The following is a 16,280-nucleotide window of genomic DNA, read 5'->3' as shown; positions in this document are numbered from 1 at the left end:
AGTAATCGCTAATAAGTAAAAAGCCCCAACAGGGGCTTTTTTTGTATCCTGCAATCAGATGCAGCTCATTGTCATTTACAAAACAGAGCATGAATGGCGTCCGATCTAACGCTGGAACTTAATAGTGCATTCGCACTATTTCAAATTTAAGAGAGCTTAGCTTAATCTATTGATTATCTTTATTTAAATTATATTTATTATTAGGGGTAAAAAAAGAGTAATAAATTACACGATATTAAATTTATGTAGCTTTAAATAATTTGAGTAGGTATTTTTGGAAAGTTTGTAAAAGTGGTGGCCCCTCCCAGACTCGAACTGGGGACCTAACGATTATGAGTCGTGTGCTCTAACCAACTGAGCTAAGGGGCCAACTTTTATATAACTGCAAGACAGTTAATTTTTGAAGCGTTTAGTCACAGAGCGACTAAAGCGGACTGCAGTATAAAAACTTTTTAGGTGCTTGTCACTACCAAAAACCTTTATTTTAATAATCAGTAAGCTAACTGCTTAAATAGTAATCTTTTAGGCGGGTATAAACATAAAACGTAAGATATTTTCCACTATATTCTCTGCACTAAATTATAAAAACCTTCCTTCAACATGTAGTCTTTTATATTTATTGCTCTATTTTTTTAAGTAAAGCTAACATATATGTGTAGGCATACAAGGCTGTAAAAAATATGCTTGGAGCTACTGTAAGTGCCAAATTAGGTGTCTCATTAATTACATTCACTATAATCACTAAGCTCGATTGAACAGTAATCGGAATAATAGGCGCAAAAAGTACACCTGCTATTTTTTTGTTACCTAAATACGAGGCGCTAGAGTTAATTGCATTATTGAAGCTTTGTCGTATTGCTACGTTTTGTGGTGTTTTAGAATGAAACATACAAATAATTGGAGTTACAAACGCAAGCGTTACATAACTAGACTTATACTTGTTGACGACCTTTTCTAAAATAAAGGTAAAAAACAGTGTTACAAATCCACTATACAAACCTTGCACTAATGCAGCTTGAAGCGTGACCGATTTAGCAATATCTGCCGAACTGTTTGCCCAGTAGGCCCAACTAAAATAAAAAACGAATGACACAACGCCTGACAGTATAAGTCGAATATTCAATTAGCTACCTCAATATGCGTAAAAACTCGGTTTAATGATAACACTAGAAGTGATGGTAATATTGCCACTTAATAATAGAGTAATTAATCGCGTATTGTAGATATATAAATAAACTAATGTTAAAGATTTTCTAAATGGCATCAATACAGAATCAGAACACTACTGTTAGTTAGAAAGCTTAATTGAAGTAAACGATAGGTGTGGCTGAGGGAATGTTGGGAGTGAGTTACAAGAAATAAATCACTTAGTTTGAGTAAATTAAAAATTAGATCTTGATAAAAAATATTACTTTAAAAACTAATATTGTGAGCCGATCAGTACTGAAGTTTTTTATTTAGCTAAACCTCAGTAGTCGGCTTACACAATATATAATCTGTCATTATTTTTTCGCAATAATGTAGATCGCATGTATTAACCCTGGGAAATAACCTAACAGTGTTAATAAAATATTTAACCAAAAATGCATACCTAAGCCAACTTGCAAAAATACACCTAATGGCGGCAATAAAACTGAAAGTATTATACGAATAATATCCATGATTAAACTCCATTTAAATTAAGCATTAAAAGGCGTAAAGCCCAGTGTTAGTGGGCCTTAACTATACTGTGTTATTCAGCAGTAATAGATAGTTTATCAACTACGTCACGAACATCTTCAGCATTTTTAGCAATTTTAACTGCTAGTTGTTTTTCAGCTTCAGACTCTACTGAGCCATTCAGAGTTACTATACCGTTGTCGGTATCAACATCGATGTCTGTACCACCAACTTCTGAATCAAACAGGAAGCGAGTTGTGATTACAGTGGTGATTTTAGCGTCCGTTAGGTCGTTATCATCATCGTCCATCATGTCTTTGCTTCTATCTTTTGTGTCCATGCTTTTAACAACAGTAAGGCTGTTTTCAACATCAGATACGCCATCTAGGCTAAGTACAAGTTCTTCTGCTAGCTCTTTATCAAGCTCGCTATTAACTTTACCTGTAAGTACTACCTTGCCATTTTTTACATCAGTGTTAATGTCAAAGTTGTTTAGATTAGTGTTCATAAGTAGAACTGTTTCTGCCTTACCATCAATCCAAGCATCTTTACTTTCGTTTTCCCAGCTGTTTGCTTGGGCACCCATAGCCGTAGTACCAAGAACTAGAGCTGCGATAATAGATTTGTTAAATGTTTTCATAATCTTTCTCCTTTTGATTAAAGACACTTTAACTAATGCGAGCTTTAGGCCAACTTTATTTCTATATATATTTCAACAGCTTGATATAATTTTGGGATAAGGCACTATCTATAGCTGTGTAACTATTTACAGGCTACTCGGTAAAACTTTCTCAAATAGTGAAAATAACTAGATAATTGCATTTTTGGTTAATCTATCGTTAATATAACAAAACATAAAACATCATTGAAAATTAAACCATTGATAATTAAGATTATTATGTTTGGTGCGTGCTTTGCATATAAACATCAGAAGCAGTATTAATAGCAAATATAATAAGGAATGCCCCATGTCTGTAAAAGTCGAAGACCGCCCAATAGAGCAAGTACGCGAACAAGTAATTGATCAATTAATTTATAATTACAGTCATGGGGTGATTTCTGTTGATGCATTTGAGAGGCGCTTAGATAACGCGATGGATGCACCGAACAACGAAGCTCTTTTAGCCTTAGTAGAAGATTTAACACTTAATACTGATCAGCAATATAAAGCAGAAAAACAATCGCAATTTACACCACATTATAGTGCACAACAAAACAGTGATGATGATTTTACATTACGCAGCATTTTAGGCTCTAACGAGCGAAGCGGTCAGTGGGTCGTGCCAAAGAATATATATTTGAGTAACTTTATGGGATCGGTGGTGCTAGATTTTACCGATGCCATTTTTGCGCATCAAAATGTAACTATTCACGTTAACTGTATTTTTGGTAGTGATGAGATTTACGTACCAGAGCATGTAAATGTAGTGTCTAAAATGTTTTGTATTTTAAGTAGCCTTGAAAATAAATCTGTGTCGCTTAACAAACGCCAAGGTCCTACTATTCACATTGAAGGAAAGGCAGTAATGGGCTCAGTCGAAGTAAAAATAAAGCGCACAATTAAAGAAAAATTTATGAGCTTTGCAAATGAGCTAAAAACTCAGTTTGGCACGGGTAATAATCGTTCATAAAGCCTCGTTAAGCACCGCACTTTGCGGTGCTTAACCTATTATAAATCGTTATTTCGCTCACTTGGGATATCACTTAAATATTCTACAAATTCTACTTCAAACCCTGCGGGGTCAATAAAATAAACATTCTTCCTAAAAGGGTTCTCACTACCTTGCTTACTTATCCCAAAACCCGTTTTATTTAAGCGTGCTACTACTTCATTTAAGTTACTAGTTACATAAGCAAAGTGTGCAAAACCAACTTGATGGCCCGATAAGTTTCTGTTTTCACCCTCACCATGATCGCTTATCGCAATATAATGCGTGTCATCCCCAAAGTGTACCCAGCGTCTTGGTTTTCCATGCCAATCGCCTCTGCCCTCACTTCTAATCGACCAATGTGGAAACACAGCTCGGTAAAATTTAAGCATACTATCTATATCACTCGCGACTAAGTTTACGTGCTCTAAATACATTATGTTGTCCTATCAATTAAGTTAGGAGCACGATAAAACCTCAAGCTAACTTTAGGTAAAGCGTTATTTAAAATTAATTCGATTTAATAAACACATAAAGGAACATAATGACTTATTAATTGCTCATTATTATTTTTTTAAAATATATACACATTTCAATCTTGTATAAAAAACAAACATAAGTATTTGGGGTTTATTGTTTACTTTATGTCAAAAGTCGCTAAAATACGCCGGCTGAAATATATAAACGTTCTTTTACAACCCAAAGGTAATACCATGCATCCAATGTTAAACATTGCGGTTCGCGCTGCGCGCAACGCAGGCAAAATTTTACTTCGCGCAAGTGAAGATTTATCAAAAGTTGAAGTGCAACAAAAAGGCGCTAACGACTTAGTAACTAACATTGATAAAGAAGCCGAAGCCGTAATTCGTGACACTATTTTACAGTCTTACCCTACTCACTCTATTGTTGGTGAGGAATTAGGTGAGCATAAAGGCAAGGATGATGATTACCAATGGATTGTAGATCCTATCGATGGAACAACTAACTTCATCAAGGGTATCCCTCATTACGCGGTTTCTATCGCACTTAAAGTTAAAGGTCGTTTAGACCAAGCTGTTATTTATGATCCAATTCGTGGCGAGCTTTTCACTGCGTCTCGCGGACAAGGCACTCAGTTAAACAGTAAACGTCTACGTGTTAGCAAAACAACGGTCCTTGCAGGCACTGTACTTGCTACTGGCTTCCCTTTCAAAAACAAAAACCACATGGACGCATACACTGAAGCGTTTAAAGCATTGTTTGTACACACTGCAGACATTCGCCGCGCAGGTTGTTCTGCTTTAGATATGGCATACGTTGCAGCTGGCCGTGTTGATGGTTTTTTTGAAATTGGTTTAAAACCTTGGAACTCTGCTGCAGGCGAACTAATGGTTAAAGAAGCCGGCGGTATGGTTGTAGATTTCGCTGGTGGTAATAACTATAGCCACAGCGGCAATATCATCTGTGGTTCACCAAAACTGACCCAAGCAATTATTCGTGAAATTCGTCCAGTATTAACTGAGTCGTTACTTCGCTAATTTAATGCTATTAATAGCATGCTAAAAAGGAGCTCAGGCTCCTTTTTTTGTGCCTAAAAATAAGGGTTATCGAGTTTAATCTCAACCGTTTTGCCTTTTGTATACGGTAAAGTATTTAAATCCTTTGCGAAGTATTCATCAAATAATGCATCAAACTCGCCGTTTTTCTGCATCACAATTAACCCCTCTTCAATAGCCTTTGCCAATTCAGGTTTACTTTTAGTCACAAAATAATAAATACCCGTTGGGTAGCTTATGTACAAGTTTGGCACCACAACAAGGTTACTTTGCTTGTTTTCGATAAGTTCGGAATTAACCTCAATAAACGAGCGAGGAAAGTAATCTATTCGCCCACGGCTTGTTAGAGTAAACATGGCTTGGTAGTTAGTAAGCGGCCTTACATGTAGCCCGTTGTACGACATGATTCTTGTATCTGGCCAGTTGTGACCTTGCACTGCTGAAAACTCTCCTAGCTGCTCAAGAGTTTTTACGTTTTTAAAACGTGCTACATTTTGTTTATTAGTGAGCAAAGCTCGCTTACCTATATAGCCTTTAAATAGTGAAATTTTTATTGCCAAAGCGAGCGTCTCTCGCTCTGGACTACTCATACTCCAATACATATCTAATTCGTTATCATCTAGGTTTATTAACTTACGCTTTTGCAGATCTGATATAGGGGTCATTCGGATAACACTGGGATAGTTAACACTTTCAAGTGCACGTACCAATAGCTCATTAAGGTACTCTTCACGAGCATTTTGAACATCTTGCTTTTGAGCTACATTAATTATTTGCTCTTGCGCCACAAGTGCAAAACTTACAAACAGAGTTAATACACTAATAGAAATTTTTATTGGCAACATAACAATTACCTACTTTATTTAAATCACCTGCTTATTGCTTACTAAGCGCACCACAGCGGGAGCTGGCCCTTTACGTTTGCAAATAAACAAATAACTATGGCGATAACGTTTGGCCTCTTTTTTAGCATCAGTTGCAAGTGCTGCAACCTGATGGCTGTTTTTACATTGCTGTAAATCAGGCACAACTAAGCCAATCGATAACGTTAGTAAAGGCACAAATTGCTTTTCTCCTTCACGATTTGTGGCCCAATACCCTTTGCTCTTTATGTGCTCAGGTGTAAAAAATATACGAGACTGGTGTTCAAATTGCTCAATAATGGTATTACATATATCAACAGCGTTGTGCTGATCAAACACCACCATAAAGTCATCGCCACCTATATGCCCTACAAAGTTAGCACTATTTTTACACGCTTGCACTGTTACATCAGCTAATAGTTTAATTACACTGTCGCCGCTAGCGTAGCCATATAAGTCATTAAATTGCTTAAAATGATTAAGGTCTATATACGCGAGTGAAAACGAATTACTACCTCTTAATCGCTGCTCTATAGCCTCATTAATTGCTACATTACCAGGGAGCATAGTAAGCGGATTAGCATGTTGTGCATGACGTATTTTTTCTTCGGTTATGTGTTTTAAAATATCGCGAAGCGGCGCTAATCCTAAATAAGCTTTTTCTCTAGTTATCACTATATGGCGGCGTATATCAAAGTCTTGCTCAGTTATTTGCTTACTTACGGTATCGAGTAATTGGTTTTCATCAACGACTAAGGGCTGCTTATCCATAAGTGCAGTAACTGGGCGTTTATCGTAAAGGGCATGTCCATAGGGCGCTGCAAAAACTTCTGTTAATTGATCTCTGTGAAGTAGCCCTATTGGCTGGTTTTCAGTACTTAACACTGCAATACTTATAAGTAATTTATCTTGCTCAAAGAGCTTATGTGCATCTTTACAACGAGTATCACTATTTATTGCAGGTTGCGTAATCGATAGGCGACCTATGGCCATTGATTGTTCTAATAATGCGTTTGATTGCACAAATGAAAGTGCCTGCAGCTGTTCTGAGCTGAAGTCCTCACTTGGCTTTATGCTTGGCTTTTCGAGTAAAAACCCTTGTACATTACTAATACCTAAATTCTCTACCAATGTAAGCTCTTCTGCGCGCTCTATGCCTTCGGCAATAACCTGAGTATTAGTAGCTCTAGCCAGAACGGTAATAGATTTCAAAAACTCTTTTTTAACTTCGCTTTCATCACAATGATCAATAAAATAGCGGTCAATCTTTACAAAGTCGGGGCATAGTTCAGACCATTGCTTTAATCCTGAATACCCAGCGCCTAAATCATCTATTGCTATAGTAAAACCGAGCTCTCGATAATGGGCAATCGTTTTTAATAACAAGAAGCCATCATCTACTTTTTCTTGCTCAGTAACCTCTATAACTACACGGTTAGCAGCTAAGCCAAATTGCTCTATTAGGTGCAGTGTTTCCCCTTTAGAGTGGCAAGGGTCTAATAGTGTTTTAGGGCTTACATTTAAAAATAATTTACCTTGTAGATTAAGCCTTACAAAGTTTTCAATCGCTTTTGAGCGACATAGTAATTCAAGCTCCGAAATTAAACCCTCCTCATGGGCAACTTTAAATAACGTATTAGGCATTTCTAACGGGCTATTTTTAGGTCCTCGACTAAGTGCTTCGTAACCCAAAATCACTTGATTACTAATATCAAAAATAGGCTGAAACAGCGTAGTTATTTCACCGCTTTTTAAAATGTACTCTAATACTTTGCGCTGAATCGTCACGTATTTGCCTAATAACTATTTTGATTGGAGCAATAAAGTACCAAGTGTGTATGACATTTTTATTGCGCAAAAAAATGCGATCATAAAAAAACCGCTCATAAGAGCGGTTTTTATTAAGTACAAACCTAGTTACGGCATAGCGTCTTGGTCTGCACCTTCTTTTTCAATTACTTCTGGTATTAAGTCTTCTTTGCTTACGCCCATTGCTATAGCAACAGAGCTCGCAACATAAATCGAAGAATAAGTACCAATAAACACACCAAACAGCAATGCAGTTGCAAAGCCATGAATGGTTTGTCCGCCCCATGCAAACAAAGCAATCAATACTAAAATAGTCGTGATTGATGTTACAAGTGTACGGTTAAGTGTTTGTGTAAGTGAAATATCAATAATTTCTACAGTATCGTCAATGCGCACTTTGCGGAAGTTTTCACGTATACGGTCAGATACAACAATCGTATCGTTAAGTGAATAACCTATTACCGCAAGAATTGCCGCTAATATAGTTAAATCAAACTCTAAACCTAATACCGAAAATAAACCCACAGTAATAATAACATCATGAAGTAGTGCACCTACCGCACCCACAGCAAAGCGCCATTCAAAACGAAACGCAACGTAGATTAAGATACAAATAAGCGCAGTTAGCATGGCAAGGCCACCCTGCTCTTTTAAGTCTTCACCTACACTTGGGCCTACAAACTCAATACGGCGCATTACTACGCTGTCGTCTGCTTTTTTAAGTGCGTCGATTACTTGGTTACCAATCACTTCAGCTTTTACATCGCTACCGCGTGGTGCTAAGCGAACTAAAATCTCTTGGCTTGAACCAAATAGCTGCACTGATGCATCAGCAAAACCATTATCAGCTAGTGCATCACGTACTTTTTTAAGGTCAGCCGGTTGTGAAAAACCCACTTCTACCGCTGTACCGCCGGTAAAATCTAAACCAAAGTTTAGGCCCTTAACAAAAATTGATGCAAACGACGCTAAAATTAATAACGTCGAAAAACCCATAGCCACTTTACGAAGAGACATGAAACGAAGGGTTCTACTACCCAAACTTAAAATTTGCATGTCAGCTCCTTAAATCGAAAGTTTATCAATACGTTTACCACCAACAAACAAGTTGATTACCGCACGGGTACCAACGATGGCTGTAAACATTGAAGTTAAAATACCAATCGCAAGTGTTACTGCAAAGCCAGCTATTGGGCCGGTACCTACTGCAAACAGTATAATGGCAGCAATTAGCGTGGTGATGTTGGCATCGAATATAGTGCTAAATGCGCTATCGTAACCAAAATGAATCGCTTGTTGAGGGCTACGGCCATCGGCCAGCTCTTCACGAATACGTTCAAAAATAAGTACGTTAGCATCAACTGCCATACCTACCGTTAATACAATACCGGCAATACCAGGCAGAGTAAGTGTAGCGCCTGGAATTAAAGACATAACACCAACAATCAGTACTAAGTTAGCCGCAAGCGCAAGGTTTGCAACCATACCAAAGCCTTTGTAGTACACAAGCATAAACACAAGTACAAACGCAAAGCCAAGTGCAACCGCAGTCATACCCGCTTCAATATTCTCTTGTCCTAAGCTTGGACCTACTGTGCGCTCTTCAACAATTTGAATTGGTGCAACAAGCGCACCTGCACGAAGTAGCAAACTTAAGTTATGTGCTTCAGCTGGGTTATCGATACCTGTAATACGGAACGAGCGATCAAGACGAGCTTGAATTGTTGCTACGTTAATAACTTCTTCTACCTTAATAGGCGGAAGCGCTTTACCGTCTGCATCTTTTTTACCTGATGGCTTATATTCAATAAATACCGTTGCCATACGCTTACCAATAGCACGTTTGGTAAAGGCATTCATTTTTGCCCCACCTTTGCTATCGAGCGTAATACTAACTTGTGGGCGTTGGTATTCATCAGCGCCAGATTGCGCGCCAGTAATATGACTGCCCTCTAGAATAATACGCTTTTTAAGTACAACAGGGTAACCGTCGCGGCTCATGATCATTTCAGTACCCGCTGGGATACGACCTTGGGCAGCAGCGCTAATATCAGCGTTTTCGTCTACTTCACGAAATTCAAGTGTTGCTGTTGCGCCTAAAATTTCTTTAGCGCGTGCTGTGTCTTGAATACCTGGTAGTTGAACAATAATACGCTCAGCGCCTTGGCGTTGTACGTTAGGCTCTGCAACACCAATTTGGTTGATACGGTTACGAATAATCGTTTCATTTTGCTTGATAGCGTAGTCACGAATCTCTTTGAGTTTTTGCTCACTCATTGTAGCAAAGAATGCTTTATCGTTACTGCTGTCATCAATGTAGACATTTAGCGGGTAGCGAGTTTCTAAGAAGCTCTCTGCTGCGTCTTTATCTGCTTCGGTACGCATTTCTACACGCATACGATCGGAGCCTGCTACGCGGCGAACACTACGGTAACGTAGTTTTTCTTCGCGCAGGTCGCTACGAAAATCTTGTTCCATTTGCTCAAGCTGGTTATCAACCGCTGTTGCCATGTCGATTTCCATGGTGAAATGTACGCCACCACTTAAATCAAGCCCTAGCTTCATAGGGTTACCACCAACCGCTTTTAACCAAGCTGGTTGAGCAGGTGCCATATTAATGGCAGAAATGTAATCGTCGCTCAGAGAATCGCGCAGTAAGTCATGCGCTTTAAGCTGTTCTTCAACATTTTTTAAACGAACTAAAATTTGTCCATCTTCAAGTATTGTCGATTTAGCGGTTACATTATTTTTTTCAAGGATTGCGTTTACTTTGTCTACAACACTGAGATCTACATCAGCGCCTTTAGCACCTGAAACTTGTATAGCCGGATCGCGACCATACAAGTTTGGAGAGGCATATAAAAGGCCAATGGCTACCACAGCTAAAACAAGTAAATACTTCCAAACTGGAAACTTGTTTAACACGGGGTCGTCCTTATTATTTTTATAGCGACTTCATTGTGCCTTTTGGCAATACTGCAGATACTGCAGATTTTTGTACTGTTACTTCTGCTTGCTCGTTTAAAGAGATAACGATGAAATCTTTCTCTTCAGAAATTTTCACAATTTTACCCACTAAACCACCTTGGGTAAGTACTTCATCGCCTTTAGCCATCATACTCATTAAGCTTTTGTGCTCTTTAACGCGCTTAGCTTGCGGGCGGTAGATTAAAAAGTAAAAAACCAAACCGAAAATAGCTAACATAATTAGCATTTCCCAACCACCGCCTGCCGCAGGTTGACCAGCTGCTGCGTGTGCATTTGAAATAAATAAACTCATGATACTTCCTCTTTAATTTTAAAGTTTAATTTTTTATATCTACTAGCTCTGGCACGTCTTGGCCTCGGCGAGCATAAAAATCTTGTACAAATTCTTCTAATTTACCTTCGCTAATCGCATTACGTAAACCTTCCATAACACGTTGATAGTAACGTAAGTTATGAATTGTGTTTAGTCGCGCACCTAATATTTCGTTACATTTATCAAGGTGATGCAAATAAGCTCGTGAATAGTTTTTACACGTATGGCAATCACACTCAGGGTCAAGTGGCCCTGTGTCTGTTTTATGCACTGCGTTACGAATTTTAACTACACCCGTGGTAATAAATAAATGGCCGTTACGCGCATTACGTGTTGGCATAACACAGTCAAACATATCAATACCACGGCGAACAGACTCCACTAAGTCCTCTGGCTTGCCTACACCCATAAGGTAGCGTGGTTTGTCTTCTGGCATTTTAAACGCACAATGATCAAGAATATTCATCATTTCGTTTTTAGGCTCGCCTACTGATAGACCACCTAATGCATAGCCATCAAAGCCAATTTCTTCTAAGCCTGCTTGCGATTGTGCACGTAATTCTGGGTACATACCACCTTGAATAATACCAAACAAAGCTGATGGATTGTCGCCATGCCCTTCTTTTGAGCGCTTAGCCCAACGAAGAGATAACTCCATAGAATCTTTAGCTTCTTTTTCAGTTGCTGGGTATGGCGTACATTCGTCAAAAATCATAACGATGTCTGAGCCTAAGTCGCGCTGTACTTCCATCGACTTTTCAGGCGACATCATAATTTCATCACCATTTACTGGAGATTGAAATAACACGCCTTCTTCAGTGATTTTACGCATTGCGCCTAAGCTAAATACTTGGAAACCGCCTGAGTCAGTTAAAATTGGGAAATCCCAATTCATAAAGTCGTGTAAATCACCATGTTGCTTAATGATTTCAGTACCTGGGCGAAGCATTAAATGAAAGGTATTACCTAAACATATTTGCGCACCAGTGGCTTTTACTTCATCTGGCGTCATACCTTTTACAGTACCGTAAGTACCAACAGGCATAAATGCAGGTGTTTCTATTACACCACGGTCAAAAATCAAGCGGCCGCGGCGCGCTTTTCCGTCAGTACAATCTAATTCAAATTTCATATCATCCTCAATGTCGGAAAAACAGTCCAACAAGCTATAATTTAACCGCTCGATTCTACCCTTTTTGCCTCATTAATACTATTAGCTGCGATAAATTCAATCTTGCTTATTACGCTAAACAAAAACCCCAGCAACGAAGCTGGGGTTTTTAATGTTTTTTACTGAGCATTAAATAACAAGCTGTTACTTGCGTGTTAAAAACATCGCATCACCGTAACTAAAAAAGCGGTACTGTTGTTCAATTGCCGTATTGTATGCGCCCATAATATTGTCTTGTCCGCTAAAAGCACTTACTAACATTATGAGTGTTGACTCAGGTAAGTGAAAATTAGTGACCATGGCATCAACAACATTAAATTGGTAACCCGGAAAAATAAATATATCGGTATCACCAAAATACGTATCTAACTTGCCGCCGTGAACTTTAGCTGCCGACTCTAATGAGCGTACTGAAGTTGTGCCAACCGCAATTACGCGCCCGCCACTTGCTTTGGTTTGTGCAACGGCAGCAACTACATCATCGGGCACTTCTATGTACTCGGAATGCATTATATGCTCATCAACACTATCTACTCGTACTGGCTGAAAAGTACCTGCACCCACGTGCAAAGTAACAAAGGCCATGTTTACACCTTTATCTTTTAGTGCCGTCATTAACTTATCGTCAAAATGTAAGCCCGCTGTTGGCGCAGCAACTGCACCTGGCTTTTCTCCATAAACAGTTTGGTAACGCTCGCGATCAGCTTCGGTATCAGGTCGGTCAATATAAGGAGGCAGTGGCATATGGCCAATATCATTAAGTATATCTAGCACATTTTGGCTATGATCAAACTCAAGCTCAAATAATGTATCGTGGCGTGCAACCATTATTGCTTTAGCTTTGCCTTCAAGAATAACTTCGTTACCAACCTTAAGCGACTTGCTCGCGCGTACATGTGCAAGTACTCGATGTTCATCTAGCACTCGCTCTACAAGCACTTCAACTTTGCCGCCAGAGGCTTTTTGACCAAACATACGTGCTGGAATAACGCGTGTATTGTTAAAGACTAACAAATCGCCTTCGTTTACTAAATCAAGTATGTCGCTAAACACTTTATGTTCTAGAGTTCCGCTTGGGCCATCTAAAGTAAGTAAACGGCTGCTAGTTCTGTCCGCTTTAGGAAAACGAGCTATTAATTCATCAGGTAAGTCAAAGCTAAAGTCAGCCACGCGCATAATTAGTAATCCACATCATTTAAAATCGCGCCAAGTGTATATGTATCGGATATTAAGCTCAAGAAATCAGCCAAACTTATAATGCCTTGTTTACGTGTTTGTCATTTAATTTTCTTGTTCTTATGGTTAAATGTCACTATTCTTGTTCGGCTGAATTATTATAAGTTACATTAGAGGTAATCAACACGTGCCAAACCAGCTTAAATTGCTAATATTAAACGCAAGTAGTGCTGAACGCCGCGCGATTAAGGCCACTTTAGATAGCTTAAATGTATTTACCTTTATTGATGCGCAAGATAGCCAACAAGCTTTAAAGCTTTTAAAACAACACCCTGTTGATATTATAATAACGGGCATTAATGTTGGTAAAATTGACGGCTGGCGCTTTTCGAGGATGATCCGCTCAGGATTATTAAAAACACCAAAAAACACCCCAATTTTACTTATCCCGCCAATTTACTGTGAGCGTATTGCCGAAACAACAGCCCGAAGCTACGGGATAGATGCTGTATTACCATTTGAACATAAAGACATGCTTCCCCAAGTGCTTGCGAATGTTCTATCTACTCACCTAGAGAAAAGTAGCCGACTAAATTTATTGCTATTAGAGCCACTTCAAAATACGGCCGACAAAATTAGTGAACAGTTAAAGTTAAACTTTGCTATTACTCACGTTACCTCAGCCAAAGCAGCACTAAACGCTTACAACCAACAGCAGTTTTCAATTGTGCTACTCGATGCCACGACATCAAGTGCAGAGAGCTCGAGTGTACTCGTTGAAGAAATCCTACAGCACAATTCCAAACAAGCTATTGTTACTATTATAGAAAGTGATGATGCTGATTACGCTGAGCAGCTTTTGCTCTCTGGTGTTACCGACTTTATTAGAGCCCCATACGACCCTTCATTTTTAAATAAAGTGTGTGACCACGCCGCACGACGTGAAGATTTTATGGTGAGTTATGCTGAGTTTGCTTACAAAGTAGAGCAACTAAGCGTGAGTGAAGTGCGTTATAAGGAGTTATTTTCGGCTCATCAGCGTATTTTATTGCATTTGAATACGGTTGTTTTAGAGCTTGATCAACAAGGTCATATTCGTTTTATTAACCCTGCCTGGGAAGCATTAAGCGGTTTTGGTGTTAAATCATCACTACAAAACCCATTAAGCGCTTATTGTAATAACGAAGATAAAGGAAGACTAAATTACACTATTAACGACATTTTACATGGTGGCGAGCAACAGCAACAAATAGAAGTAAAGCTCACCCATAAAAATGGCAATTTAATTTGGGTCGAATGCAGATTACAGCTAATCAAAAATAGTCGTAATAACGCGACCATAACCGCCACTATCGACAACATACACGAACGTAAACAAGCAGAAATCCAACTACGTCATTTAGCACACCATGACCCATTAACTGGTTTACACAACCGTTATTACTTCGATCAACAGCTTAATAAAATATGCCAAGATAAATACACGTATGATGGCATAGAGCATGCTGTTATTTATATTGACCTCGATCACTTTAAAATAATAAACGACAGCAAAGGTCACCACCAAGGTGACATAGTATTAAAAGAAGTGGCGCAATTATTTAAAGCAAATATTGGCGAAGACCATTTAGTGTGCCGAATAGGCGGCGATGAGTTTGCAGTAATACTTACCGATATGAATTTACTGGATGCACACCTTATTGCTGAAGGTGTGTGCAGCGCGATAGAAAAACATGCTTTTAAATCAGAAGATCAGATATATACAATTAGCTGCTCTATCGGTTTAACTCAAATTACGACACAAAATAATGATCCTAATGAGTGTTTAAAACAAGCTGATATTGCTTTGTATATTGCCAAAAATTTAGGGCGTAACTTAGTACATTGCTATTCAAAAGAAGATGCTCAAAACAATACGCTTCAAACAGGGCTTGAATGGGGTCACGAAATTCGCCAAGCACTGCAGCAAGATAATATTGAACTGCATTACCAACCTATTTGGGATTTTAAAGAGTGTAAAGTTGCTTATTTTGAAGCGCTCTTACGCTTAAAACTCAAAGGTGAACTTGTATACCCAAATCAATTTATTCCCTCTTTAGAGATGCTTAACGACACATTTTTGATGGATCAATGCGTTATACGTAATGCCGTTGCTTGTGTGTCTAAGCACCCAGAGTTAAACCAAGTTGCTATCAATTTGTCAGCACAATCATTTTTAGATGAACGCTTACTGCCATTAATTGAATCAAATCTTGAAAAGTATAACGTGCCCCCTTCGCGGATAATTTTTGAAATAACTGAATCAGCAAGTATTAACAATTTAAAAGCGACTCGTAAAATGATCGAGAAGCTTAATAGCTTAGGCTGTCATTTTTCTATTGATGATTTTGGAACTGGCTTTAGTACATTTAACTATTTAAAGCAGCTTCCGGCACAGCATGTAAAAATTGATGGCTCATTTGTAAGCGACATGCTTAATGACCCTATAGACTTAGCGTTAGTAAAAGCAATAAATGATATTAGTCGGTCTCTCGATAAGCGCTCTGTAGCGGAATACGTTGAAAACGAAGAGATATTTTTTGCACTAAAAGAGATAGGTGTTGATTATGGACAAGGCTACTTTATTGCACGCCCAATACCTGTTGAAAAAGTAAAAGATGAACTTGAAAAAATTTCAAAAAATAAAACGTTTTACCAACAACAAGCTAGCCCAAAATAAACAAAATTAAACAATTTGTTACTACCAATATTACCTTTCTTGCCTATACTTTCAGTATCAAATGAAAAATGTCGTACCTTTTAATGCATTTCACTTTAAAAACATGACATTACCTTTTGGCGACGTAGTACTGATATTTATAGTGGGTTTCAAAGCTATTTGGGCTTTTAAGGAGAAAGGTATGACACAGCTAGTTATGTTATTACTGATTATACATTTTGCAATCGCGTATCAGTGTTATCGTTACGCAAATATTAAAGGCTACCCAGTTAAGGTTTTTACTGTATTAGGCTGCGTGCCTTACTTTAACTTAGTGGTATGGATTTATTTACTATTTTTACCCGAACTTGAGCCTTTTGAAAGCCATCTTCAAAATCAAAAGCAGCCTTTATAGGCTG

15 protein-coding genes and 1 tRNA gene are annotated in these 16,280 nt (G+C 38.4%); 4 read left to right on the top strand and 12 right to left on the bottom strand.

The genetic code is table 11. The features are described from left to right. Window positions 1–292: 292 nt before the first annotated feature. The 4 genes from WNY79_RS04700 to WNY79_RS04685 form a co-directional block, all read right to left on the bottom strand. A tRNA-Ile gene (locus WNY79_RS04700) sits at window positions 293–369 on the bottom strand. Between the two features lie 247 nt (window positions 370–616). Then, window positions 617–1,123, bottom strand: coding sequence for a hypothetical protein (locus tag WNY79_RS04695; protein WP_342875275.1), 507 nt, complete (start codon window positions 1,121–1,123; stop codon window positions 617–619). Between the two features lie 379 nt (window positions 1,124–1,502). Further along, on the bottom strand, window positions 1,503–1,661 hold the full coding sequence (locus tag WNY79_RS04690; RefSeq protein ID WP_002957822.1) for a YqaE/Pmp3 family membrane protein: 159 nt from the start codon (window positions 1,659–1,661) through the stop codon (window positions 1,503–1,505). A gap of 71 nt (window positions 1,662–1,732) precedes the next feature. Further along, complete coding sequence (locus tag WNY79_RS04685; protein ID WP_165735438.1) at window positions 1,733–2,299, bottom strand: BON domain-containing protein; 567 nt, start codon at window positions 2,297–2,299, stop codon at window positions 1,733–1,735. Between the two features lie 328 nt (window positions 2,300–2,627). Between WNY79_RS04685 and WNY79_RS04680 the strand changes: the two genes are divergently transcribed. Continuing rightward, window positions 2,628–3,290 carry a LiaF domain-containing protein gene (locus tag WNY79_RS04680; protein WP_024600182.1) on the top strand — a complete coding sequence of 221 codons (663 nt, stop codon included), beginning with the start codon at window positions 2,628–2,630 and terminating at the stop codon, window positions 3,288–3,290. Window positions 3,291–3,328: 38 nt separating this feature from the next. Here WNY79_RS04680 and WNY79_RS04675 read toward each other — a convergent pair whose 3' ends face one another. After that, window positions 3,329–3,745 (bottom strand): VOC family protein, encoded by a 417-nt coding sequence (locus WNY79_RS04675; protein ID WP_024600183.1) that lies wholly within the window; start codon window positions 3,743–3,745, stop codon window positions 3,329–3,331. Window positions 3,746–4,021: 276 nt separating this feature from the next. Between WNY79_RS04675 and suhB the strand changes: the two genes are divergently transcribed. After that, window positions 4,022–4,825 (top strand): inositol-1-monophosphatase, encoded by an 804-nt coding sequence (suhB, locus tag WNY79_RS04670; RefSeq protein WP_007375998.1) that lies wholly within the window; start codon window positions 4,022–4,024, stop codon window positions 4,823–4,825. A 53-nt stretch (window positions 4,826–4,878) separates the two neighbouring features. Here the strand turns inward: suhB and WNY79_RS04665 are convergent, their stop codons facing one another. From WNY79_RS04665 to queA, 7 genes are all read right to left on the bottom strand, one after another. Then, the gene (locus WNY79_RS04665) at window positions 4,879–5,688 is read right to left on the bottom strand and encodes a transporter substrate-binding domain-containing protein (protein WP_342875274.1); all 810 of its coding nucleotides are present in this window, start codon (window positions 5,686–5,688) and stop codon (window positions 4,879–4,881) included. Between the two features lie 18 nt (window positions 5,689–5,706). Then, on the bottom strand, window positions 5,707–7,494 hold the full coding sequence (locus WNY79_RS04660) for a bifunctional diguanylate cyclase/phosphodiesterase (RefSeq protein ID WP_342875273.1): 1,788 nt from the start codon (window positions 7,492–7,494) through the stop codon (window positions 5,707–5,709). 129 nt (window positions 7,495–7,623) lie between these two features. Then, on the bottom strand, window positions 7,624–8,571 hold the full coding sequence (secF, locus tag WNY79_RS04655) for a protein translocase subunit SecF (protein ID WP_024600186.1): 948 nt from the start codon (window positions 8,569–8,571) through the stop codon (window positions 7,624–7,626). A gap of 9 nt (window positions 8,572–8,580) precedes the next feature. Beyond that, window positions 8,581–10,440, bottom strand: a complete 1,860-nt coding sequence (secD, locus tag WNY79_RS04650; RefSeq protein WP_010554381.1) for a protein translocase subunit SecD — start codon at window positions 10,438–10,440, stop codon at window positions 8,581–8,583. A 19-nt stretch (window positions 10,441–10,459) separates the two neighbouring features. Continuing rightward, window positions 10,460–10,795 (bottom strand): preprotein translocase subunit YajC, encoded by a 336-nt coding sequence (yajC, locus tag WNY79_RS04645; RefSeq protein WP_002957830.1) that lies wholly within the window; start codon window positions 10,793–10,795, stop codon window positions 10,460–10,462. Window positions 10,796–10,820: 25 nt separating this feature from the next. Next, entirely contained in the window at window positions 10,821–11,948 is a 1,128-nt protein-coding gene (gene tgt, locus WNY79_RS04640) for a tRNA guanosine(34) transglycosylase Tgt (protein ID WP_024600187.1), read from the bottom strand. 183 nt (window positions 11,949–12,131) lie between these two features. After that, window positions 12,132–13,163 carry a tRNA preQ1(34) S-adenosylmethionine ribosyltransferase-isomerase QueA gene (gene queA / locus WNY79_RS04635; protein ID WP_197185572.1) on the bottom strand — a complete coding sequence of 344 codons (1,032 nt, stop codon included), beginning with the start codon at window positions 13,161–13,163 and terminating at the stop codon, window positions 12,132–12,134. Window positions 13,164–13,350: 187 nt separating this feature from the next. Between queA and WNY79_RS04630 the strand changes: the two genes are divergently transcribed. After that, window positions 13,351–15,882 carry an EAL domain-containing protein gene (locus tag WNY79_RS04630; RefSeq protein ID WP_342875272.1) on the top strand — a complete coding sequence of 844 codons (2,532 nt, stop codon included), beginning with the start codon at window positions 13,351–13,353 and terminating at the stop codon, window positions 15,880–15,882. A 181-nt stretch (window positions 15,883–16,063) separates the two neighbouring features. Further along, window positions 16,064–16,276, top strand: coding sequence for a hypothetical protein (locus WNY79_RS04625; RefSeq protein WP_002957835.1), 213 nt, complete (start codon window positions 16,064–16,066; stop codon window positions 16,274–16,276). Window positions 16,277–16,280: the final 4 nt, after the last annotated feature.

The sequence above is a fragment of the Pseudoalteromonas sp. AS84 genome (assembly GCF_038900255.1).
Taxonomy (GTDB): Bacteria; Pseudomonadota; Gammaproteobacteria; order Enterobacterales; family Alteromonadaceae; genus Pseudoalteromonas.
This window is presented reverse-complemented; position numbering and strand designations above follow the sequence as displayed.